The following is a 22607-nucleotide window of genomic DNA, read 5'->3' on the forward strand; positions in this document are numbered from 1 at the left end:
TATCCTCAACTGAGAGGGTGAGGTAAGGCAATGGCCCAGATTATCGATGGCAAGGCGCTGGCCGCGCAAGTGCTGGCGCGTACCGCTGCGGATGTGGCGGAGATGGTTGCAGCGGGCGCACCTGCGCCGGGGCTGGCGGTGATTCTCGTCGGCAACGATCCGGCGAGCGAGGTCTATGTGGGCCGCAAGATTGCGCAGTGTCGCAAGGCGGGCATCAGTTCCATCGAACATCGCCTGCCCGCCGATACGCCGGAGGGCGATGTGCTGGCGCTGATTGACACGCTCAATGCCGATGCGGGCGTCCACGGCATTCTGGTGCAGTTGCCGCTGCCAAAGCACATCGACGCCGCGCTGGTGCTGGACCGGATCGATCCGGGCAAGGACGTGGATGGCTTCCACCCGGTCAATGTCGGGCGGCTTTCCACCGGCACGGGCGGGCTGGTGCCCTGCACGCCGCTGGGGGTGATGCTGCTGCTGGACAGCGTGATCGAGGATTATCGCGGACTGAACGTGGTGGTGATCGGCAAGTCGAACATCGTGGGCAAGCCGGTTTCGATGCTGCTGCTGGAACGGGAAGCGACGGTGACCGTCACGCACATTGAAACGCGCGATCTGCCCGATGTGGCGCGCAAGGCCGATGTGATCGTGGCCGCTGCGGGCGCGCCGCATCTGGTGCGCGGATATTGGGTAAAGCCGGGCGCGGTGGTGATCGACGTGGGCATCAGCCGCGTGACTGACTTTGACGGCAAGACCCGCATCGTGGGCGATTGCGCCACGCATGAGCTTGACCATGCCAAGGCGGTCACGCCGGTGCCGGGCGGGGTGGGTCCGATGACCATTGCCTGCCTGCTGAGCAATACCGTGCTGGCGGCAAAGCGATCAGCAGTTGCGTGAAATGCAATTGCGATAGCGTGGATCGCACTTGCGGAAACCGGTGTCACAATGGATAAAGAACCTGCCTTTCAGGCATCCTCTCCCAAACTTTCCAAGGGGGCCAGCGCAAGCCGGTCCCCCTTTTTTTGTTCGGAATCCGTGAAGTTCAGATCAGCCAGAGGTCGGTTGCCGCCAGCGCGGGCAATCCGGTGAGCGTGGCGATCTGGATTTGCGCTGCGCCGCCCTTGCCATCAGCATCATAAAGCAGCGCGCCGTTGGCCGGGTTGTAGATCAGGTGATGATCGGCACTGGCCGCTGCCGTGCCGATGTGGAAGGCCGATGCGGAAATCTGGCCCGCAGGATCAACCGCAAAGGCCGTGAACGCGGCGCGGGTGAGTTCTATCCGGTCCATGCCGCTGGCGAAATCGGTGATGGTATCGCGATCGGTCGTGGTGCCCAGCGTATCGAACACGAACGCATCAGCGCCGGTTCCGCCGGTCAGCTTGTCGGCTTCCGCCCCGCCCAACAGGCGATCATTGCCCGCGCCGCCGATCAGCACATCCTTGCCATCAAGACCGGAAAGCACATTTGCGCCGTTGTTCCCCGTCAGCGCATTGGCAAGCGCATTGCCGGTGCCAAAGAGGTCTGCAGTGCCAGCAAGGATCAGGTTTTCGACATTGTCCGCCAGCGCGCCAAGGCTGATGCTTGTGCGAATGGTGTCGGTGCCCTGACCTTCCAGTTCGATCACCACATCGCCCAGGCTGTCTATCACGAACAGGTCATTGCCCGCACCGCCATCCAGCGCATCATCGCCAATCCCGCCATCAAGCGTATCGTTACCCGAAAGCCCGAACAACCGGTCATTCTCGCCAAGCCCGGACAGCACGTTTGATCCGTCATTGCCATAAATGGTGTTGGCAAGTGTGTTGCCGGTGCCTGCAAGTCCGCTCGTGCCCAGCAGGGTCAGCATTTCAACATTGGCTGAAAGGACCGTGCTGACACTGGCCAGAACCAGATCCTCGCCTTCATCGGCCTGCTCGGTCACGGTATCGGACACATTGTCGACCCAGTACCAGTCATCGCCAGTGCCGCCGGTCATCGCATCGATGCCCGTGCCGCCATCGAGCAAGTCGTTGCCCGCGCCGCCCGAAAGCGTGTCGTTGTTCGCATGGCCGACCAACTGGTCGTTGCCGTCGCCGCCGATAAGGGTATCGTTGCCAGCATCGCCGCCCAGAAAATCATGGCCTGCGCCGCCATCGACAACGTCGTTTCCGGCGCCCGAATAGATTTGGTCGTTGCCATCCATGCCGAACATGGTGTTGGCCCCGCGATTGCCGGTGATCAGGTTATCCTGCGCATTCCCGCTGACCACCAGCCCAGCCGATCCGCCAAGTGTGAGCCGTTCAACATTGGCGGCGAGCGTATAACTCACCGTAGTGATGACTTCATCGGCCGTCCCGGCAGCCGGTTCTTCGACCACCATATCGCCCGCATTGTCGACATAGTAGCGGTCATTGCCACTGCCGCCGATCATCGTATCCGCGCCGGTGCCGCCATCGATAACATCATCGCCGCCCAGCGCCGTGATGTGATCGTTTCCGCCCAGTCCGGTGAAGCTGTCGGCAAAGTCCGATCCGCTGATCGTGTCTGCGCCCGACGTTCCCGTCCACACGATGGCCTCAAAGATATCGGCCACGTTCACCGTCACGCTTTGCACATCGGTGGCATAGCCATCGGACACTGCGATCTGCACCGCGTAAGTGTTGGCATGGAAGGCGGTGCCCTCAAAATCCGGGGCGCTGCGGAACGCCAGCGCGCCGGTTTGGGCGTTGATCGTGAAGAATGCCGCATCCGCGCCGCCGCTGATCGACCAGACCAGCTTTGCATTAACATCGCCGTCGCTCGCCGTGGCCGTAGTGACGGCGGCGGTGTTTTCGAACACGGTGTAAGTGGCCGTGGCGCCATTACCCGATGTAATTTCCGGCGCGTGGTTCGGACCGAAGATTCGCGCTCTGATGCCGGTAACGTCGGTATCTTGCGCATTGAAGCGCGGGTCATACCACCCGGCGAAGAACCCGCCGCCTGCCAGCGCCTCAATATCGACGCCGAAGTATTGCCGGCCCCCTGTGCGATCAAGCCATGACTGGCCGCCCACTTTCGCGCCGCTTGCGTCAAAGGTCTGGACGGTAACGCCATCGCCTTCGCTGATGATGAAGCCCTGACCGTTCACGTAGAAGGATGGCCGATGCCAGGCGACCGTGAATGATCCGTCGGCAAAGACCGCCAGATCGGGCAGTTCGTTGTAGGTATTGTCCGGATCGTTGACCAGAACCTGTCCGCCCACTTGCGCGCCGTTGCTGGCGAAGCGCTGGAGATAGATGTCCTGCCGCCCATTCAGCGCGATGACCCCCACTGCCACCATGCCCCCATCGGGCAGAGCCTCGAAAGTCCAGCCGGAATAGTCACCACCAAGGCTGATATGCCCGCCCAGCGCTGCGCCCGCGCTGCTGCAATTGCGCAAGTAGGTCAGGCCGTCGGTGTGGTTCGTAATGATGCCGAAGCTGCCATCGGCGCGGGTAACGATCTCTGCCTGCGCGTTGAGCGGCAGACCGGAGGCTACGACGAAAGTGGCACCAACCGCCGCGCCATCGGTATCGAACACTTGCGCGCGCATCTTCTTGGCGGCGGTATCGAGCCACGAGACAACCAGCTTGCCATCGGCCAGGAAGGCAATGTCGCGGTTGAATTCGGTGAAGACTGTGGTGGTGGTATAGGCCAGTTCGCCGCCCACTTTGTTGCCTGCTGCATCGAAGGCCTGTCCGCGCACGAACACGTCGGTGCTTTGCCCCGTCTGGTCGCTGCTGGTCCATGCCGCGATGAAGCCGCCGCCCGGCAGCGCGCTGATCAGCGGAACATTCTCGACCCCGGCTTCGGTGGTGTTGAGCTGAATTTCCCCGCCAATCTTGATCCCGCCCGCCGTGAAGATCTGCGCGGAAACGGAATTGAGATCATCGTCAGCGGCAGAGACGCTGGGGAACACCATCACGATGTTGCCACCGGCAAGCTGGGTTACGCTTGGCGATCCGCGCGTTGTGGTGGGTGCGGTTTCCACGGTGAACTTTTCACCCAACACCAGATTCGCCGTCATGGAATTCCCCACCCCTGTATTGCGCGAACTTTAGCGGCAAAGCGCCGTCTTGCCACCCCGTTCTGAGGCCAGACGACATGACGCCCGCATTGACGGCGGCCCCTTGCGCAAAATACCTGAGAGCCGTGCAACGGTGATTGGAAATTGCGGGATGTTCGAACACGAACTGGAGGCGGCGCGGGCCTATCGCGCGGCGGCGCAAGGTGCGCTGAAGGCGCGGCTGGAAGGGCAGCGGATGGACGCGCACCAGCGTGCCGCGCACGGCTTTGCCTGGGTGGCGACGAGCGTGGCGGCGCTGGAGGCTCTGGCCGATTGGCAGGCACGCACTGGATCTGGGCTGGATGCCGATGTGGCGACGCTGGCCTTTGCTGAAACGCTGGCGCAACTGGTGGGCGGGTTGCCGATGGCGCAGAACGAACTGTTCCGCGCGGCAGACCTTGGCCTAGGGGCAGAGGCGCGGGCGCTGGCTGCGGCTTGTGCAGAACTGCTGGACGCCGACCATGCCGACACCCGGGCGCGGGTGGCCGGGGCGCTGGCGGCGGGGCAGTGGCCGTCTGATGGGCTGGGCGATGCGGAACTCGACACGATCCGCGATCAGTTCCGGCGCTTTACCGATGCGGAAATCCTGCCCCATGCGCACAAGTGGCATCTGGCGAATGACCTGATTCCGGATGCCACGGTGAAGGCGATGGCGGACCTTGGCACTTTCGGCGTGTGCATCCCCGAGGACTTTGGCGGGCTGGGCCTTGGCAAACTGGTGATGTGCGTGGTGACCGAGGAGCTTTCGCGCGGGTGGATCGGTGCGGGGTCATTGGGCACCCGGTCTGAGATTGCGGGCGAGCTGATCGTGCTGGGCGGGACGCAGGCGCAAAAGGCGCAGTGGTTGCCGCGCATCGCCAGCGGTGAAGTGCTGCCAACGGCGGTGTTTACCGAGCCTGATACCGGGTCCGACCTTGGATCACTGCAGACCCGCGCGCGGCGACATGACGATGGCTGGGCGATTGATGGCGCGAAAACGTGGATCACCCACGCTGCGCGGTCGGACATGATGACGCTGCTGGCGCGCACGCTGCCCGATGCAAAGGGCTATGCCGGGCTTTCCATGCTGCTGGTCCCCAAGCCCCGCGGGACAGAGGCTGATCCGTTCCCCGCGCAAGGCATGACTGGCAGCGAGATCGAAGTGCTGGGCTATCGCGGGATGCGCGAATATGCGCTGCAATTCGATGCCATGCGCGCACCCGCCGATACGCTGCTGGGTGGTGAGGAAGGGCAGGGCTTCAAGCAATTGATGCGCACGTTCGAAGGCGCGCGCATCCAGACCGCCGCGCGCGCCGTAGGCGTGGCGCGCCGGGCGCTGGAGCTGGGGCTGGACTATGCCACGGGCCGCAAGCAGTTCGGTCAGGCTATCGTCCACTTCCCGCGTGTGGCCGACAAATTGGCGATGAGCGTGGTGGACATGGTCCTGTCGCGCGAGCTGACCTATGCCGCCGCCCGCGCCAAGGATCTGGGCAAGCGCTGCGACATAGAGGCGGGCATGGCCAAGCTGCTGGCCGCGCGCACCGCATGGGCCAACGCCGATTGCGCGCTGCAGATTCACGGCGGAAACGGCTATGCGTTGGAATACGAGATCAGCCGCGTGCTGTGTGATGCGCGCATCCTCAACATATTTGAGGGCGCAGCGGAAATTCAGGCGCAAGTCATTGCACGCGGGCTGCTGGAAGGGCGCAATTGATGGGTGATTGGAACCAGTGGGTCGGGCGCACCGAGCGGCGCGCGGATCGGGTGGATGCCGGGCTGGTAACACGCTGGCTGGCCACGCTGGACCGTGATGCTTCGGAGCGGGAGGCGGTGCCGCAAGGGTTGCATTGGTGTCTGTGTCTGCCCGATGCGCCCACCGCGGCGCTGGGCGCAGATGGGCACCCGCTGCGCGATGACAGCCTGCACAGCTTCCTGCCGCCGGTGCCTTTGCCTCGCCGCATGTGGGCCTCAAGCAAGGTCGCGTTTATGGAACCCCTGCGCATTGGCGCGGCGGTGGAGCGAACGTCGACCATTTCCGCCATCACCGAAAAACGCGGGGGCAGCGGGTTGCTGGTGTTCGTCGACATCACGCATGACACGTTGTGCGAAGGCGTGTTGTCCGTGCGTGAAGTGCAGACGGTGGTTTACCGCGATGCCGCGCCCGCCGGTTCTGCGCCCGTGCCGCCGATGGCAGGCGATGAAATGTTCGATCCCGCGCCGTGGACATCTCATCGCATGATCGTGCCCGCCGAACCGCTGCTGTTCCGCTTTTCCGCGCTGACCTTCAACAGCCACCGTATCCACTACGATCTGCCCTATGCGCAACGCGTGGAGGGCTATCGGGGGCTGGTTGTCCACGGGCCGCTGACAGCGACGCTGCTGCTCGATCTGGCGCGCCGGGCGTTGGGAGATAACGCGCTGCAGACCTTTGCCTTTCGCGGGCTGTCTCCGGCGATTTGCGGCGATGCGCTGCATCTTGTCATGCGGGGGCAGGGCGCAGAAATCGGTCTCGCCGCTTTCGCCGCAGATGGGCGTCAGGTCATGGCCGCCAGCGCGACGGCTTGACCTGCGCTTCGCCTCAGTTCGCCGGAATCGCCAGCTCGCCCACGATGTTCAGGCCATAACCTTCGAGCGCGACGAGGTTGTGGTGCGAATTGGTGAGCAGCACCATGTCATGAATGCCAAGGTCGGCAAGGATCTGCGCGCCGATGCCATAACTGCGCAGTTCCATGTCATGCCCGGCGGTGCCGCCCACTTCGCGGATCAACTGATCGGTCTCGGTGGGCATCAGCAGCACGATCACGCCCGCGCCCGCCTCGCCAATGGCAGACATCGCGCGTTGCAAAATGCGCTTGCGCGGGCCGGGCTGGCCCAGCACGTCCGACAGGACAGAGATTGAATGCATGCGCACCAGCGTGGGCTGATCGGCCAGAACAGGCCCCTTCTGCAGCACCAGATGGACCGAGCTGTCCACCTTGTTGCGATAGGTTTTGATCGTCCATTCGCCGCCGTAATCGGTGTGGAACGGGGCCTGGTTCACGCATTCGACAAGGTGATCGTTGCGGCGGCGATAGGCGATGAGATCGCGGATCGTGCCGATTTTCAGCCCGTGCTTGCGGGCGAACGGGATCAGATCGTTCAGGCGCGCCATCGTGCCATCGTCGTTCATGATCTCGCAGATCACGCCCGATGGGTTGAGGCCCGCAAGGCGCGGCAGATCGACGGCGGCTTCTGTATGGCCAGCCCGCACCAGCACGCCACCATCGCGCGCGATCAGCGGGAAAACGTGGCCAGGAGTGACGATGTCGTCCTTGGTCTTGTTGGCATCGACGGCCACGGCCACGGTGCGCGCGCGGTCAGCCGCGGAAATGCCCGTGTCCACGCCATCGCGCGCTTCGATCGATACGGTGAAGGCCGTGCCGTGGCGCGTGCCGTTGTTGCGGCTCATCAGTTCAAGGCCAAGCTGGCCTGCACGGTCGCTGGTCAGGCACAGGCAGATCAGCCCGCGTCCGTGCGTGGCCATGAAGTTGATCGATTCCGGCGTGGCCATCTGCGCGGGGATCACCAGATCGCCTTCGTTCTCGCGGTCCTCGTCGTCCACCAGAATGACCATGCGGCCATTGCGCACTTCGGCGATGATTTCTTCGACCGAGGCGAGCGCGAAATCATCGTCGTCACTATCGTCCATCGCGCGGGCAAGCTTGTTCAGCGTGTCCACCGTGGGGTTCCATTCGGGCAGCAGCGCATCGCGCAGCGTGTTGGGATGAAGCCCGGCAGCGCGGGCAAGGGCTGCCCGTGAAATGATGCGGGCTTCGATGAGTTTGCGCGCGCGCGCTACAATGTCCTGTGCCATGCCGAATCCTGTCGCACATCGTGATGGTGCGCGTCAACGTGAATCACATCATGATGTTGGCACAAGCGCTGGCAGTGACTCTCCGATGGCGTCTGCTACCATTTCGCGCAAGGGCAGCTGGGCCTTCATGCGGATTGCCAGCAGGGCGGTGCCGCTGACTTTGCGCTGCACGAACAGCGTATCCACCGGGGGAATGTGCCAGCTGGCGCGGTCTGCCGCGATCACCTCGGCCTCGGCGCGCACGCGTTCCACAAATGAACGGTCGGCAAAATCGAACAGGCCGGGGCGTCCGATGTGGCCGATCAGCACATCAATGGCGCGATCCATCGCCGGGCCGTGGCGGTCAAGCTGGGCGGGCGATACAAAGCCGACATCCAGCAGCGCCGCGCGCAACGCATCACGATCTTCAGCCAATCCCGCGCGCATCAGCCCGCGATAGGCCTGCGCCGTGCCTGCCGGAACCGGCCGCGCAGCGCCGAAATCGAGCAGAACGATGCGCTGTTCTTCCGGTTGCCAGCGGAAATTGGCAAAGTTCGGGTCGGTCTGCATGAAGCCGAAGCCGAACAGTTCGCGCAGGGCAAGACCCAGCAGCGCCCCCATCGCGCGGTCGCGCACGTCCTGCGTGGCGCTGGCGAGCAGTTCGATCGGGCGGGCATCGATAAAGTCCATCGCCAGCACATTGCGCCCGCACAGCGGATCGTGCGGTTGGGGCACAAGGAACGTGGGATCATCGGCCAGCAGTGCGTGATAGCGGCGCATCATCTCGGCCTCGCGCACATAGTCGGCCTCTTCGTGCAACTGGCGCTTGGCCTCTGCCAGCAGCGGCGTGATGTCGAGCGTGGCGGGCATCAGGCCGGTCATCCGCAGCAGGCTGGCCACGTTGTCCACGTCTGCATCGATGCTCTTGGCGATGCCCGGATACTGCACCTTGATCGCCAGCACGCGCCCATCGGGCAGGACCGCGCGATGGACCTGCCCGATGGAGGCAGCGGCGATGGGCTGTGCCTGAAAGGACCGGAACTGCTTGCGCCAGCCCATGCCCCATTCGGCGGCCAGCACGCGCTCAAGCTGCGCGGGCGGCATGAAGTGCGCGTTGTCGCGCAGACGTGAAAGGATCTCGGTCAATTCGCGCGGCAGCACGTCTCCGGCATCAAGCGAGATCATCTGCCCCAGCTTCATCGCCGCGCCGCGCAGGCGCGATAGCTGATCGGCCACGCGCGTGGCATTGCCCGGTGTCAGCAGCAGGTCCGATAGCTTGGGCGCTTCACCCCGCGCCAATCGCCGCGCGCCTTCGGCCAGCACGCCGCCTGCCACGCCGCCCGCCAGCTGGCCGAATGCGGCAAGCCGGGAAAGGCGCGCCGAAGGCACCTTGCGATAGCGGGAATCGCTCATTTCAGCAGCCTTTGCAAACGCGGGCGGACAATCAAAAACACGCGGTACATCCCTTCGAGCAGCAAGGCGAACGGCTGCCATCGAGCCATCCGGCCAAGCCAGCGCAAACGCGGAATGGCGCGCCACATCGCGGCAAAGGCCGCCGCCCCTGTGAACAGGCGGTCCCCTTCGCGCACATGGAACCGTGCCAGTGCCTGTGCGCGATCAACCGGGCAAGCGGTGGCGGGATTGCTGGCGTCATGAAAATCAATGCGTCCCTCGCCCCCGATCCGCCGCATCAACGCAATTTCGCGCTGGCACAGCGGGCAGGCGCCATCATACCACACGGTCACAGGCAACGGGGCAGGGTCGGGCGCGCTCATGGCCAGCATATGGGGACGATCTGTGCAAAGCGTGACCTGACATTTCGGGAATGGCGCTTCTACGCAAGAGGCGCGGGGCCGCACAGGATAAGTCGCACCAGATCGGCTTGGCCGGTGGTGCCGGTCTTGCTGTAGATGCGCTTAGAATAATTGCGCGCGGTTTCGGCGGTAAGGCCCAGAGCAAGCCCTGCTTCGACCAGTGGTTCCCCGCGCGAAAGGGCCTGCGCCAATGCCGCCTCCTGCGCGGAAAGGCCGTGCAGTGCCTGCAATGTTGCGGCTCCGGCGGCACTGTCTTCGCGCCGGTCAAGCCGCAGCAGGCCTACCACCGCGGGCCGCGCCGCCGGATCATCAAGCTGCAAATCAGCGCGGCGCAGCACAAGGTCGATGGCGCGGCGCGGATCGACTTGCAGCACGCAGACGGATGGCCCCGCGCCCGATGCCAGCGCGGCGCAGGCGCTTTCAAGCTGGCGCTCCACTTCGGGCAGCAGTTGCAGCCTTCGGCCTGCGCGTTGGCTGGGTTCGGGCAGGAACGTCAGCATGCTTTCGGCCAAAGCATCCGCCGCCATCACCCGCCCTTCGGCATCCAGCGCGATCTGGCCGATGCCCAGCCGTTCCAGCGCGGATTGCGCCAGCCCGGTTTGCAAGCGCTGCCCGATCAGCGCCACCAGCGTGCGCAGCGCCGATGCAAGATGCGGCGCGATGTCGGACAGCAGCGAGACGGCGCTGGCCGAAAAATCCTCACGCAATCGCACCAGCACCAGCCAGGCATCGGCGGCTCCGCCCGCGCTGACACGCAGCCAGCGGGCGTGGCGAATGCCCATGTCTTCCAGCGCATCGCGCTGCCGCGCCAATTGCGCCGGATCATCATAATCCAGCATTTCGTCGAGAGCATAGACCCGCCCGGGCCGCAGCGCGCGATGCTGATGCAGGCCCAACGTGGCAAGTCTGCGGAAATCGAGGTGCGGTTCTTGCGCAGCGCGGGGTGCGCTGACCGGGATGACCACCGGCTCCTGCCCCGGCGCGGCATTGGCCAACGTCATGATCAGGAACGCGCGCCGTGCGCCTGTTCGCGCCACAAGATTGCGCATGAACAGGCCGAACGGCGGCGTTTCATGAATGCCCTCGATCAGGGGCAGATACAGCTCGCGCTGGTCAGCGGGCGTAAAGGCCATGACGCTTGCTCCCATGTGGGAGGGCAGGCGTCAAGTGTGCGTCAACCTGTTGGATGTTTCCCCGGGGAAACCTGAGCGTGAGGTTTATCTCGTTCTCAGAGGCCTCTACCAAGATCGTCACCCCGGCGAAGGCCGGGGTCCATTTCTCGTCACAAACCGCCGTTTCACAGGCGAAATGGATCCTGAAACAAGTTCAGGATGACGATGACTTCTGATCGCTGCAAGCCCACTCAATCCAGCCTTACGCCTTGGGCTTAACCTTGCGGATTTCTTCCAGCACCATTTCGGCATGTTCGGTGCGGCAGATCAGCAGATCGGGCATATAGGTATCGGCCTGATTATAGACCAGCGGGCGGCCATCGATGCGCGAACAGTGCAATCCGTGGGCCAGCGCCACGGCGACCGGCGCGCAGGAATCCCATTCAAACTGCCCGCCCGAATGCAGATAGATGTCGGCATCGCCAAGGATCACCGCCATCGCCTTGGCCCCGGCGCTGCCCATCGGCACCAGTTCGGCACCAATCGCTTCGGCCACGGCCACTGCCTCATGCGCGGGGCGCGTGCGGCTGACGACCATGCGCAGCGTTGCGGGGGCTGAGGGCACTTGGCGCGGTTGATCGGTGCGCAAAATGATGCCTGCACCGGGAAGCGCCACTGCGCCAGTCGTCGCCACGCCATCGATGGCAAGGCCCACATGCACGGCCCAATCTGCGCGCGATTCGCCATATTCGCGCGTGCCGTCCACCGGGTCGACAATCCACGTGCGCGAAATGGCCAGCCGATCAAGGTTGTCCTTTTCCTCTTCGGACAGCAGGCCATCATCGGGGCGCTGTTCCAGCAGAGCGTGGACAAGAAACTGGTTGGCGGTGGCATCGCCTGCCTTGCCCAGCTTCTTCAGGCTAAGCATCCCGCTGTCACGCACGGTCAGCAGAAGCTTTCCGGCCACCTCGGCAAGGTGCGCGGCCAGCGCAGCGTCGGTCATGCCAGATTGGATCATGGTGGTTGTGTCGGTCATGGTCTGTACTCTCAACCGGCCAGCATGGCATTGACGATCCGTTCGGCGGCGTCTTCGGGGCTTTCGGTGGTGGTATTTACGCGGAAATCAGGGTCTTCCGGCGCTTCATAGGGGCTGTCGATACCGGTGAAGTTCTTGAGCTGGCCCGACCGCGCCTTCTTGTAGAGGCCCTTTACGTCGCGGCTTTCGGCCACTTCCAGCGGCGTATCGACGAACACTTCGACGAATTCGCCGTCCGCCATCAGGCTGCGCACCATGTCGCGTTCCGCACGGAACGGGCTGATGAAGGCGGTGAGGACGATCAGGCCGGCATCGGTCATCAACCGCGCCACTTCGCCCACGCGCCGGATGTTTTCGATGCGGTCCGCCTCGGTAAAGCCCAGATCCTTGTTCAACCCGTGGCGCACATTGTCGCCGTCCAGCAGGAACGTGTGCTTGCCCAGCGCGTGCAGCTTCTTTTCAACCAGGTTGGCGATGGTCGATTTGCCCGAACCGGACAGGCCGGTGAACCACAGCACGCGCGGGCGCTGGTTCTTCGACGCGGCGTGCGCCTCGCGGCTGATGTCGAGCGCCTGCCAATGCACGTTCTGCGCGCGGCGGAGCGAGAAGTTGAGCATGCCCGCAGCCACGGTTGCGTTGGTGATCTTGTCCACCAGCACGAAGCCGCCCAGCGTGCGGCCATCGGTATAGGCTTCGAACACCACGGACTTGTCGGTGGCAAGTTCGGCCACGCCGATGGCGTTGAGTTCGAGCGTCTTGGCGGCCAGATGCTCCATCGTGTTCACGTTGACGACGTACTTGGGGCTTTGCACGGTGGCCGAAACGGTCTGCGTCGCCAGCTTCAGCCAATAGGCGCGGCCCGGCACCATCGCTTCGTCATTCAGCCACACAACGGTGGCTTCGAACTGGTCGGCGGCCTGCGGCGGATTGTCGGCAAGGCTGATCACATCGCCGCGCGAACAATCGACTTCATCGGCCAGACACAGCGTGACCGACTGGCCTGCGACCGCCTGATCAAGGTCGCCGTCCAGTGTGACAACGCGCGTGACCTTGCTGGTCTTGCCCGAAGGCAGCACGCGGATGTCATCGCCCGGCTTGACGCTGCCGGTGGCGATCAGGCCCGAAAAGCCCCGGAAATCAAGGTTGGGGCGGTTGACCCACTGCACCGGCATGCGGAACGGCTTTTCAGCGTCAAGCGCGGACAGCACTTCGACCGTTTCGAGGTGGTCGATCAGCGTCGGGCCGGAATACCACGGCGTGTTGGCCGACCGCGTGGTGATGTTGTCGCCCTTGAAGCCCGAGATCGGCAGCGCGGTGAAAGTGTTGATCCCGATGCTGCGCGCGAAATCGGTGTAATCCTTGACGATCGAGTCGAACACCGACTGATCGTAGTCGACAAGGTCCATCTTGTTCACGGCCAGCACGATGTTGCGGATGCCGATGAGGTGGCACAAGTACGAATGGCGGCGCGTCTGCACCAGCACGCCCTTGCGCGCATCAATCAGGATCACCGCAAGGTCGGCGGTCGAAGCGCCGGTCACCATGTTGCGCGTGTACTGTTCATGCCCCGGGCAATCGGCCACGATGAACTTGCGCTTTTCGGTGTTGAAGAACCGGTAGGCGACATCGATGGTGATGCCCTGTTCGCGCTCTGCCGCCAGACCGTCGACCAGCAGCGCAAAGTCAATCTCCTGCCCCTGCGTGCCCACCTTCTTGCTGTCGCTTTCCAGCGCGGCCAGCTGGTCTTCGAAGATCATCTTCGAATCATAAAGCAGGCGGCCGATCAGAGTGGACTTGCCATCGTCCACCGACCCGCAGGTGATGAAGCGCAGCATGGTCTTGTGCTGATGCTGGTCAAGGTATGCGTCAATGTCCTCGGCGATCAGCGCTTCGGTGACGTAAATGGGATCGGTGGTTGTGTCGGTCATCGTCTGGTTCCTCCCTGCTCCCCCGCGAAGGCGGGGGCCTCAGGCCGGTAAGAATGGCGTTTTCGGCACGAGGTCCCCGCCTTCGCGGGGACGCACATCATGCTGGTGAGGTTAGAAGTATCCCTGCTGCTTCTTCACTTCCATGCCCGCGCCGCCTGCGTCCTTGTCAATCGCGCGGCCCTGGCGTTCGCTGGTGGTGGTGAGCAGGGTTTCCTGAATGACTTCCGGCAGCGTCTTGGCGGTGCTTTCCACCGCGCCGGTGAGCGGGTAGCAACCCAGCGTGCGGAAGCGGATCGAGCGCATCACCGGCTCTTCGCCCGGCTGCAGCGGGAAGCGTTCATCGTCGACCATCAGCATCATGCCATCGCGCATCACTGTGGGGCGCACGTCCGCAAAGTACAGCGGCACGATCGGCACGTTGTTCAGGTGGATATACTGCCAGATGTCCAGCTCGGTCCAGTTGCTGATCGGGAACACGCGGATGGACTCGCCCTTGTTCTTGCGGGCGTTGTACAGGTTCCACAGTTCCGGGCGCTGGTTTTTGGGATCCCAGCCGTGGCTGGCGGTGCGGAAGCTGAAGATGCGTTCCTTGGCGCGGCTCTTTTCCTCATCGCGCCGCGCGCCGCCGAAGGCCGCGTCAAAGCCATACTTGTCGAGCGCCTGCTTCAGACCTTCGGTCTTCCACATATCGGTGTGCAGCGCGCCGTGATCGAACGGGTTGATTCCGCGTTCAGCCGCTTCGGGGTTCTGATAGACTAGCAGGTCCATGCCGCTATCGACCGCCATCTTGTCGCGCAGCTTGTACATTTCCTTGAACTTCCACGTGGTATCGACGTGGAGCAGCGGGAACGGCGGCGGCGAGGGGTAAAACGCCTTGCGCGCAAGGTGCAGCATAACTGCGCTGTCCTTGCCCACCGAATACATCATCACCGGGTTCGTGGCCTCGGCCACAACCTCGCGCATGATGTGGATGGCTTCGGATTCGAGGCGCTCAAGATGGGTAAGCGTCTTGCGATCAGGGTAGGTGGTCATGGCAAGGATACTGCGCTGTTGCGGTCAATGATCCTGCGATGCCGCATCGCAATATGCAGCGAAGTTCCCATTTGGGAGCAAGGCGCGACTCTTTTTTCTTTAGCGCACCTTGCCCCAGATCACATCACCGGGGTGATGCGCATGCCCCCCGGTCTGTTGCTGCCCAGCCGATGGCGTTTTCCAGCAGGCGCAGGTGGTTGGGTTCACTGTAGGTTTCGGGCCGGTGGCCTATGGCGGAATAGAACACGCGGCCCTGGCCGATGCAGTTGGTCCACGCCAGCGGGTGGTCTGCGCCCATCACCAGACCCGGCATCTGCGGATCGTTGGGTTCATACGTGCTTTCATCCAGCGTCAGCACCGGGGTGGCCCCGGCAAGGCGCGGGTTGGATTTGAACGAATACCATTCGTCGGTCATCCGCCATTCTGAGGGCAGGCCTTTGGCGAGCGGGTGTGCAGCGACCGTGGCGATGCGCGCTTCCTGAAACTGCTTGCCGCGCGGGTGCCCGGCAAAGCGCGCGCCGATCAGCGTATCGGGATACCAGTCCCAGAAATAGACCGGATCGCCCGCCGAACCATGCACGCCCACAAAGGCGCCACCAGCTTCGAGCCAGCCCTTGAATGCCGCGCGTTGCGATACGCTCAGCACATCGCCCGAGATGTTGTTCCACAATACAACGTCGAACTGGCCCAGCGTCTGCGGGTTGAATGCGCCGCCCTTGTCGGTGAACGAAAGCGCCCAGCCCTTGCGGTCGGCCATTGCGATCAGCGCGGCGTGGGCCGCATCGACCGAGGGGGTGTCCTTGAAGCCGTTGATCTTTTCAAACACCAGAATGTTCGGCTTGCCCGCAACGCGGGTGAAGGCGGGGACTTCATTGTCAAAGCGGGCGCAGCGGGCCACGCGGTCGGCATCGGTTACCGGCACGGCGCGCAAGCCTGCATCGATTTCCGCGATCTTGGCAGCGTCTGTGCCAAGGAAGCGCGCGGCCGATTTCACATCGAGAATGGCCGCGAACGTGGGCGGCGTGGTGCCAGAGAACAGCGGCGGCATGGTGGCGATCTTGCCGGGGATGACCTTTTCGACCACCGCTTTGGCCTGTTCGCTCAGCAGCACGTCCACCAGTGGCGATGCTGCGGAAAACGGCGTGTCGCGATTGCCGCAATCTGTCGCCGGTGCGGCGGCAGAAGCACTGCCTGCCGCCACCAGAAACGCCGCGCCGATGGCCGAAGCCATTAGCCTTCGCAGCATCACAGCTTGCCTTCCTTCATCCATTCCGCCGCATGGTGCGCGGCGCGGGCCGACATCGCCATATAGGTGAGTGATGGGTTCTGGCAGCCGGACGAGGTCATCACCGCGCCATCGGTGCAGAACAGGTTGGGCGCTTCATGTGCCTGATTGAAGCCGTTGAACACTGACGTCATCGGATCGCGGCCCATGCGCGCGGTGCCCATTTCGTGAATGCCAAGGCCCGGAGGTCCGGGCTGGGTCGATTGCGAAACGACCGTGCCGCCCGCGCCTTCGATCATCGCGCGGCCATCGGCAAGGATCTGCTTGGCCATCTTGCGCTCATTCTCGCTGAAACCGACGCTGATGTTGAGCAGCGGGATGCCCCACTTGTCCTTGCGCACTTCGTCCTGCGTCATGCGGTTTTCGGGGTTGGGCAGCATTTCGCCAAAGCCCGAGATGAACGCCGTCCACGGGCCGAATTCACGCCCGCGATTCTTGATGTCCTGCCCAAGGCCGGGCGTGCCAGCATCGGGCATGCCGCCGCGCCGCACAACTGCGCCCTGATAGCCATAGCCGCGCACGTAATCGCCGCCGTCCTCGGTGACATTGCGATAGCGCGGGATGTAGATGCCGGTGGGGCGACGACCGCGATAATAGCTGTCCTTCGGGTAATCGGGCATGATCCCCACGGTGCTGAGCGCATACATGTGGTCCATGATGTTGCGCCCGACCTGATCGGATTTGTTGCACAACCCGCGCGGATTGGCTTCGCTTTTTGAATTGAGCAGGATCTGCGCGGTGCCGATGGTCGATGCGTTGAGGAAGAAGACCTTGGCTTCATAGGTCTTGCCTTCCATCGTCTTGGCATCGATCACGCGCACCGATGTGATGCGCCCGGTCTTGGGGTCTTGCACCAGCGAATGGACGATGGCGTCGGTCACGGTGGTCAGGTTGCCGGTGCGCTCTGCCGCTGGGAGCGATGACGAAAGGCTGGAATGGTTTGCGCCAAAGCTGCAGCCGCGCTCGCAGATGGAGCGGTTCTGGCAGCTGGTGCGGCCCAGTTCTTCATGGTGAGGCTGCGCCTGCGACAAGTTGGCATTGCGGCCGATGATGACCTTGCGGCCCGGGAAATTCTGTTCGACCGAAGCCTTGAACAGCTTCTCGGCGTCGTTCAGTTCCCACCCGGGCAGGAACTCGCCATCGGGCAACTGCGGCAGATTTTCCTTGGTGCCAGCCACGCCGATGAACTTTTCGATGTGGCTGTACCACGGGGCCAGATCGTCATAGCGGATCGGCCAGTCAACGCCGTGCCCGTCCTTGGCATTCGCTTCGAAATCCATAGGCGACAGGCGATAGGACTGGCGGCCCCACATGATCGACCGCCCGCCAAGGTGATAGCCGCGAATCCATGTGAAGGGGCGCTCTTCGGGCGTGATATAGGGGTGTTCGCTGTCCTTGACCCAGAACTGCTTGGTGGCAGCGTTCATCGCATAGCACTGACCCTGCACGGGGTAATCGCGCGCCAGCTCCTCTTCGGGAACGGCGTTGTTGTTGGGCAGATCCCACGGCGATTGCGTGTCGTTATAGTCGGTGACGTGCTCCACCTTTTTGCCGCGTTCGATCAGCAGCACTTTCAACCCGCGCTCACACAGTTCCTTGGCGGAAATACCGCCGCTCATCCCCGAACCGATCACGATTGCATCAAACATTGTCATCACTCGCTTCAGAAGGGGCCAACGCCAAGGTATGGGCGCGATTTGGGGGTAAGCTTGATCGAAGGCTCGAACTTGCCGGGCACATGTTCATAGACCAGCTCGGTCGCCGTCGCTTCGGGGCTGTAGTAGTAGAGATCGACGATCAAGGTCTTGAGCCGCAAGTAGCCGGGATCGGCCACCGGGATGTATGACCCGAACGGGAACTTGCCCGAAGTTGTCGGCTTGCCGGTTTTTGCCAGCGCGGCGGCGTCGTGCGGGCGCAGCACGGCTTCGCGCTGCTTTGCGTTCAGCTTGGCAAAGCTCTTGCCGGTCTTGGCTTTGGCCGCGTCTTCAATCCGCACCAGCGCGCCGCCGATGGCATCGCGTGTGGCAGGTGCAGCCCATGCGCCCAGCATCACATCAAGCCGCGCCGGAACCTTGGCAGCAAGCGCGCCGGGGGTATCGGTGGCGGGCATCACCGTGTCGGCCACGGCGGAAAGCAGCGCGAATTGCCCTGCTGCCAGAAAGGGTTCGTTGCCACGCAGCGACTTTGCAAACGCTTCGGCCGGAAGCGCGGTTGCGCCCAGCAAAAGCGCAATGCGGGCCATCGCGTCGCGCCGGTCAATGGCATCTGTGTGGAACATCGGTTGTGCTTCCCTGAGGGTGGATGGGTGAATGCTGGTGTTGAAAGTCATGGCTGCGCGGGCGCTGGCGCGGTGCCGCAGGCTTCGCCCTGCTGGCGCATTGCCCACGAAATGGCGTTGGTCAGCACGGCCTTGTATTCCGGCTCTGCATAGGATGCGGCGGTGTGGCCCAGCGCGGAATAGAACACGCGGCCCTTTCCGGCGCAGCGCCACCACATGATCGGGTGATCGCTGCCCATCTTCAGATCTTCGCCAAGCAGGCCTTCCTGGTTGTATGTCTTCTCGTCCAGCGTGGCCAAAACGCTCACGCCGGGCACGCCGCGGGGCGATTTGTCGAAGGAATACCATTCGTCGGTGCGTTGCCATACCTTGCCCAGATCGCGCGTGGCGGGATGGGTGTTATCCTCTATGCGGATAGTGGCGCGCTGGAACTGCGGCTTCATCGGGTGGCCGGTGAACGTCGTGCCGATCACGCTTTGCATATACCACGGCCAGCCTGCGTGGCTGTTATCGCCCGCAGCATGGATGCCGACATAGCCGCCGCCATTTTCAAGATAGGCCTTGAACGCGGCCTGCTGCGCCGGATTGAACACGTCGCCGCTGGTGTTTGAAAACACTACCGCATCGAACCGGGCGAGTATGTCGGGCGAAAATACCGCGCCGTTCTCCGTCTTGAAAATGCCCCAGCCATTTTGTGCTGCAATCTGGTCAAGCAGAGTGTTGGCCGCTGGAATCGCCTCTTCGTGGCGGAAGCCGTTGGTTTTGGAAAACACCAGTATGGCTGGGCGGTTCAGGTTTGCGGGAAGGGCCGGGGGCACGGTTTCATGCGTATGGACACCACCCAGGAACACGCGCTGGATCGTGTCCCACTGCTGCCATGCCAGCACGGCAAGCAGCAGTAGCAGCGCAAGCAAAACCCAGCCGATGATCCTAAACGCCTTGCGCACCACGGTGCCGTCTCTCCCCAGTCCAGCCGCGATCCGCCTCCTTGCTATGGGCCGATTCGCGATTTTCCGCAGCGCGTTTCACCGCCCGGAATGCATGGTTTTAGACAATTGGCAGCGCTGGTCAAGTTAACGGTAACAAGAACTTTGCACGGTCGGGCGTGCCCTTGTGAACCCGCACTTGCGCGGGTTCACAATCGCATCATCCCTCGTAAGGGAGTGACCGCACGCGCTTGCCCATCAGGCTGCTGACGGCGTTGGCCACAGCTGCCACGGCCGGCGGCAATGCCGGTTCGCCAAGCCCGGTGGGAGGATTGTCGCTGCGCACCATCGAAATTGCGATGGGCGGCACCACGTCGATCCGGGGCAGGGGATAGGCGTCAAAGTTTGCCACTTGCACCTGTCCGTTTGCAAACGGCACTTTCAGCCCGCTGATGACATGGCCGATGCCTTCGATCATCGCGCCCCTGATCTGCTGTTCGGCGTTCATCGGGTTGATGATGGTGCTGCCGATGTCGCCTGCAACGTACATCTTCGTCACCCGAACCGCGCCATCCACCTGCGCGCAATCGGCCACCACTGCAAAGTAGCCAAGGTGGCTGAAATAGAAGCCGAACCCGCGTCCCTTGACCGGTTCATCTTTCCAGCCAGACATCTTCATCGCCTCGAGCGTCACCGCTGCTGCACGGCCTGTATGGAACGCGGGCGGTTGCCAGATATCGGGCACGCCGGGGATCTTGGGCGGCGAAACAAGGCGCGGCGCGCCCAGCACGCCCAGCATGAAAATGGGCAGGGTTTTGCCCGCTGCGCCTGCCACTTCATCCAGAAACGCCTGCGTGGCAAAGGCCAGCGCGTTCGATCCCGGCGCGCGCAGCCAGCCGAGCGGCACGTTGCTGTCCAGCACGGTCATGCCAAGGTCCATATCGGGCACAAGGTTGGCCGGGACCAGATCGTTCGGCAGTTCCCCGCCGCGCCCCGGCTGCCCCTTGGCGCCAAACGTGACGAAATGGGTGCTGAAGGCCACCAGCTTGCCACTGGCATCCAGCCCTGCGTCCAGCTTGTGGAAGCCTGCGGGCCGGAAAAAGTCGAGCTTGAAGTCCTCTTCGCGGTCAAGGATCAGCTTCACCGGAACGCCCGGAACCTCGCGCGCGATCGCGGCGGCGAAGATCATGAAATCGCTTTGCAGCCGCCGCCCGAACCCGCCCCCGATGCGTGTCACGCTGACGCTGACGGTTTCGGGTGCAAGGCCCAGTGCCTTGGCGACGAGATCCTTGCCCTCATTGGGAATCTGGCTTGGCACCCACAGTTCCAGCTTGCCGTCCTTGAACTGCGCTGTGCAGTTCTGCGGCTCCAGCGTGGCATGGGCCAGGAAGGGGTAGCTGTATTGCGCTGACACCACCTTGGCGGCTTTGGCCAGCGCTGCATCAACATCGCCTTCCTTGCGCACCGAGGTGGCAGGCTTGCCCGCAAAGGCTGCCTTGGCTGCGCCTGCAAACGCCGCGTCTGAATGCTTGTCACGCCCGCCGTTATCCCATTGCGCAACCAGCAGTTTGCAGGCTTCGCTGGCGGTCCACCAGCTGTCGGCCACCACGGCCAGCGCATCGACCGGCGCATCGTCATGGCCAAGCTGGCGCAGCGCCACCACTTTGCGCACGCCGGGCAGGGCGAGCGCCTTGGCCGCATCGTGGCTTTTCAGCGTGGCCCCGCGCACCGGCGCGGTCAGCAGGGCGGCATGGACCATGCCCGGCAGCACGGCATCGACGCCAAACAGCGGCTTTCCCGCCACGATCGCAGGCGTATCCGGCCCGCGCACCGGCTTGCCGATGATCGCAAACGTGGCCGGGTCTTTCAGGTTCAGCGAGGCCACATCGGGCACAGCTTCCTTTGCCGCCGCCGCTGCCAGCGCGGCATAGGGCGCGCGGCGCTTGGTGGCCGCATGGATCACTTCGCCCGCGCTGGTGGAAAGTTCCGCTGCGGGTACGCCCCACTGCTTTGCCGCCGCCGCCACGATCATCGCGCGCGCCGTGGCACCGGCCTGCCGCATCGGCATCCAGTTCATCGGCGTGGTCATCGATCCGCCCGCAAACTGTTCGCCAAAGCGCGATTGGTCAGCCACGGCCTGTTCCACTTTCACCGAGGCCCACGCAACGTCCAGTTCTTCGGCAATCAGCATCGGCAGCATGGCTTTCACGCCTTGGCCGATTTCGGGGTTCTTCGATGTGATCGAAACCGTGTTGTCCGCCGCAATGGCCACATAGGCGCTGATCCGCGCCGAAGCCGCGCCATTGGGCTTTGCGCCTTGCGCAGCGGCGATCTGGATGTCGAACGCCAGCGTGCCGCCAGCGGCCAGCATGGCTTTCAAAACAACGCGGCGGTCCGTGGACAGGGCGGTCATATCAGCGCGCATTGGTGCCTCCTGCGGCCTGCTTGATAGCATCGCGGATGCGGTGATACGTGCTGCAACGGCACAGGTTGCCCGCCATTGCAGAGTCAATATCGGCATCGCTGGGTGATGGGTTGGCCTCAAGCAAGGCCACCGCGCTCATGATCTGTCCGGCCTGACAGTATCCGCACTGCGGCACGTCAAGATCAACCCACGCCTCGCTCACCTTCTTGCCCACCACGCTGGCGGCCACGCCTTCGATGGTGGTGATGGCCGCATCGCCCACCGCATTGATCGGTGTGATGCATGAACGGATTGCCTGCCCATCAAGATGCACGGTGCAAGCCCCGCACAGCCCCGCGCCGCAGCCGAACTTCGGCCCGAGATAGCCCAGATCCTCACGCAGAACCCACAGCAGCGGCTTTTCACCGGGAACGTTCACCTCGCGCGGGGTTCCGTTCACTTTCAGCATTGTCGGCATTGTGGGCACTCCGGAGGCAGCATTTATGCGCCATGCACTATGCCGATGGCGTGCCGGTTACAAATGCCTTTTCGTGGGGGTGTGCGCTAACCGATATAATGCGCCGAAGTCTTCGCCCGCACGTCCTCAGCCGAAACGCCCGGTGCGCATTCGATCAGGCAGAACGGCGATGCATGATCCGCGCGGCTGAACACCGCAAGGTCGGTCACGATCATGTCCACCACGCCGCGCCCGGTCAGCGGCAGCGTGCAGGCGGGGATGAATTTCGGGCTGCCGTCCTTGGCGCAATGTTCCATCACCACGATGATCTTTTTGACACCGGCTACAAGGTCCATCGCCCCGCCCATGCCCTTGATCATCTTGCCCGGGATCATCCAGTTGGCGATGTCGCCGTTTTCGGCCACTTCCATCGCGCCCAGCACGGTCAGATCGATCTTGCCGCC

18 protein-coding genes are annotated in these 22607 nt (G+C 63.4%); 3 read left to right on the top strand and 15 right to left on the bottom strand.

Annotated features, from left to right (window positions below; translation table 11 throughout):
- Positions 1-30 precede the first annotated feature (30 nt).
- Positions 31-894, top strand: a complete 864-nt coding sequence (locus Q8R81_RS01655) for a bifunctional 5,10-methylenetetrahydrofolate dehydrogenase/5,10-methenyltetrahydrofolate cyclohydrolase (RefSeq protein WP_305615537.1) — start codon at positions 31-33, stop codon at positions 892-894.
- Between the two features lie 145 nt (positions 895-1039).
- On the opposite strand, the gene Q8R81_RS01660 is transcribed toward Q8R81_RS01655, so the two are convergent.
- Positions 1040-4021 (bottom strand): hypothetical protein, encoded by a 2982-nt coding sequence (locus Q8R81_RS01660; RefSeq protein WP_305615539.1) that lies wholly within the window; start codon positions 4019-4021, stop codon positions 1040-1042.
- 151 nt (positions 4022-4172) lie between these two features.
- Between Q8R81_RS01660 and Q8R81_RS01665 the strand changes: the two genes are divergently transcribed.
- Both Q8R81_RS01665 and Q8R81_RS01670 read left to right on the top strand, forming a co-directional pair.
- Positions 4173-5753 carry an acyl-CoA dehydrogenase family protein gene (locus Q8R81_RS01665; RefSeq protein ID WP_305615541.1) on the top strand — a complete coding sequence of 527 codons (1581 nt, stop codon included), beginning with the start codon at positions 4173-4175 and terminating at the stop codon, positions 5751-5753.
- On the top strand, positions 5753-6604 hold the full coding sequence (locus Q8R81_RS01670) for a MaoC family dehydratase N-terminal domain-containing protein (protein ID WP_305615543.1): 852 nt from the start codon (positions 5753-5755) through the stop codon (positions 6602-6604). The genes Q8R81_RS01665 and Q8R81_RS01670 overlap by 1 nt, the downstream gene beginning before the upstream one ends.
- A 13-nt stretch (positions 6605-6617) precedes the next feature.
- Here Q8R81_RS01670 and ribB read toward each other — a convergent pair whose 3' ends face one another.
- The 14 genes from ribB to Q8R81_RS01740 form a co-directional block, all read right to left on the bottom strand.
- On the bottom strand, positions 6618-7892 hold the full coding sequence (gene ribB, locus Q8R81_RS01675; protein ID WP_305615544.1) for a 3,4-dihydroxy-2-butanone-4-phosphate synthase: 1275 nt from the start codon (positions 7890-7892) through the stop codon (positions 6618-6620).
- 48 nt (positions 7893-7940) lie between these two features.
- Positions 7941-9284: an AarF/ABC1/UbiB kinase family protein gene (locus Q8R81_RS01680; protein WP_305615545.1), complete on the bottom strand. Its 1344-nt coding sequence runs from the start codon at positions 9282-9284 to the stop codon at positions 7941-7943.
- Positions 9281-9646 carry a DUF393 domain-containing protein gene (locus Q8R81_RS01685; RefSeq protein ID WP_305615546.1) on the bottom strand — a complete coding sequence of 122 codons (366 nt, stop codon included), beginning with the start codon at positions 9644-9646 and terminating at the stop codon, positions 9281-9283. Before Q8R81_RS01685 ends, Q8R81_RS01680 begins: the two co-directional genes overlap by 4 nt.
- 59 nt (positions 9647-9705) lie before the next feature.
- Positions 9706-10818: a LuxR family transcriptional regulator gene (locus Q8R81_RS01690; RefSeq protein WP_305615547.1), complete on the bottom strand. Its 1113-nt coding sequence runs from the start codon at positions 10816-10818 to the stop codon at positions 9706-9708.
- A 241-nt stretch (positions 10819-11059) separates the two neighbouring features.
- The gene (locus tag Q8R81_RS01695; protein WP_305615568.1) at positions 11060-11800 is read right to left on the bottom strand and encodes a 3'(2'),5'-bisphosphate nucleotidase CysQ; all 741 of its coding nucleotides are present in this window, start codon (positions 11798-11800) and stop codon (positions 11060-11062) included.
- Between the two features lie 44 nt (positions 11801-11844).
- Positions 11845-13761 carry a sulfate adenylyltransferase subunit CysN gene (gene cysN / locus Q8R81_RS01700; protein WP_305615548.1) on the bottom strand — a complete coding sequence of 639 codons (1917 nt, stop codon included), beginning with the start codon at positions 13759-13761 and terminating at the stop codon, positions 11845-11847.
- A gap of 111 nt (positions 13762-13872) precedes the next feature.
- Complete coding sequence (gene cysD / locus Q8R81_RS01705; RefSeq protein WP_305615551.1) at positions 13873-14793, bottom strand: sulfate adenylyltransferase subunit CysD; 921 nt, start codon at positions 14791-14793, stop codon at positions 13873-13875.
- 124 nt (positions 14794-14917) lie between these two features.
- Positions 14918-16039, bottom strand: coding sequence for a ThuA domain-containing protein (locus Q8R81_RS01710; protein ID WP_305615552.1), 1122 nt, complete (start codon positions 16037-16039; stop codon positions 14918-14920).
- Positions 16039-17727 carry a GMC oxidoreductase gene (locus tag Q8R81_RS01715; RefSeq protein ID WP_305615553.1) on the bottom strand — a complete coding sequence of 563 codons (1689 nt, stop codon included), beginning with the start codon at positions 17725-17727 and terminating at the stop codon, positions 16039-16041. Before Q8R81_RS01715 ends, Q8R81_RS01710 begins: the two co-directional genes overlap by 1 nt.
- A gap of 14 nt (positions 17728-17741) precedes the next feature.
- Positions 17742-18356, bottom strand: coding sequence for a gluconate 2-dehydrogenase subunit 3 family protein (locus tag Q8R81_RS01720; RefSeq protein ID WP_305615555.1), 615 nt, complete (start codon positions 18354-18356; stop codon positions 17742-17744).
- 47 nt (positions 18357-18403) lie between these two features.
- Complete coding sequence (locus Q8R81_RS01725) at positions 18404-19303, bottom strand: ThuA domain-containing protein (RefSeq protein ID WP_305615557.1); 900 nt, start codon at positions 19301-19303, stop codon at positions 18404-18406.
- Positions 19304-19502: 199 nt separating this feature from the next.
- A complete protein-coding gene (locus tag Q8R81_RS01730) occupies positions 19503-21707 on the bottom strand; it encodes a xanthine dehydrogenase family protein molybdopterin-binding subunit (RefSeq protein ID WP_305615559.1) in 2205 nt (734 codons plus the stop codon).
- On the bottom strand, positions 21697-22164 hold the full coding sequence (locus tag Q8R81_RS01735; RefSeq protein WP_305615561.1) for a (2Fe-2S)-binding protein: 468 nt from the start codon (positions 22162-22164) through the stop codon (positions 21697-21699). Before Q8R81_RS01735 ends, Q8R81_RS01730 begins: the two co-directional genes overlap by 11 nt.
- Before the next feature lie 86 nt (positions 22165-22250).
- On the bottom strand, positions 22251-22607 hold a 357-nt coding region (locus Q8R81_RS01740; protein WP_305615563.1), incomplete at its 5' end, for a CoA-transferase.

This window comes from Novosphingobium sp. (genome assembly GCF_030696665.1).
In the GTDB taxonomy this organism is placed as follows: domain Bacteria; phylum Pseudomonadota; class Alphaproteobacteria; order Sphingomonadales; family Sphingomonadaceae; genus Novosphingobium.

Coding starts and splice junctions, on each gene's coding strand:
- Q8R81_RS01655 (WP_305615537.1), top strand. CDS start 31: ATGGCCCAGATTATCGATGGCAAGGCGCTGGCCGCGCAAGTGCTGGCG.
- Q8R81_RS01660 (WP_305615539.1), bottom strand. CDS start 4,021: ATGACGGCGAATCTGGTGTTGGGTGAAAAGTTCACCGTGGAAACCGCA.
- Q8R81_RS01665 (WP_305615541.1), top strand. CDS start 4,173: ATGTTCGAACACGAACTGGAGGCGGCGCGGGCCTATCGCGCGGCGGCG.
- Q8R81_RS01670 (WP_305615543.1), top strand. CDS start 5,753: ATGGGTGATTGGAACCAGTGGGTCGGGCGCACCGAGCGGCGCGCGGAT.
- ribB (WP_305615544.1), bottom strand. CDS start 7,892: ATGGCACAGGACATTGTAGCGCGCGCGCGCAAACTCATCGAAGCCCGC.
- Q8R81_RS01680 (WP_305615545.1), bottom strand. CDS start 9,284: ATGAGCGATTCCCGCTATCGCAAGGTGCCTTCGGCGCGCCTTTCCCGG.
- Q8R81_RS01685 (WP_305615546.1), bottom strand. CDS start 9,646: ATGAGCGCGCCCGACCCTGCCCCGTTGCCTGTGACCGTGTGGTATGAT.
- Q8R81_RS01690 (WP_305615547.1), bottom strand. CDS start 10,818: ATGGCCTTTACGCCCGCTGACCAGCGCGAGCTGTATCTGCCCCTGATC.
- Q8R81_RS01695 (WP_305615568.1), bottom strand. CDS start 11,800: ATGACCGACGCTGCGCTGGCCGCGCACCTTGCCGAGGTGGCCGGAAAG.
- cysN (WP_305615548.1), bottom strand. CDS start 13,761: ATGACCGACACAACCACCGATCCCATTTACGTCACCGAAGCGCTGATC.
- cysD (WP_305615551.1), bottom strand. CDS start 14,793: ATGACCACCTACCCTGATCGCAAGACGCTTACCCATCTTGAGCGCCTC.
- Q8R81_RS01710 (WP_305615552.1), bottom strand. CDS start 16,039: ATGCTGCGAAGGCTAATGGCTTCGGCCATCGGCGCGGCGTTTCTGGTG.
- Q8R81_RS01715 (WP_305615553.1), bottom strand. CDS start 17,727: ATGTTTGATGCAATCGTGATCGGTTCGGGGATGAGCGGCGGTATTTCC.
- Q8R81_RS01720 (WP_305615555.1), bottom strand. CDS start 18,356: ATGTTCCACACAGATGCCATTGACCGGCGCGACGCGATGGCCCGCATT.
- Q8R81_RS01730 (WP_305615559.1), bottom strand. CDS start 21,707: ATGCGCGCTGATATGACCGCCCTGTCCACGGACCGCCGCGTTGTTTTG.
- Q8R81_RS01735 (WP_305615561.1), bottom strand. CDS start 22,164: ATGCCGACAATGCTGAAAGTGAACGGAACCCCGCGCGAGGTGAACGTT.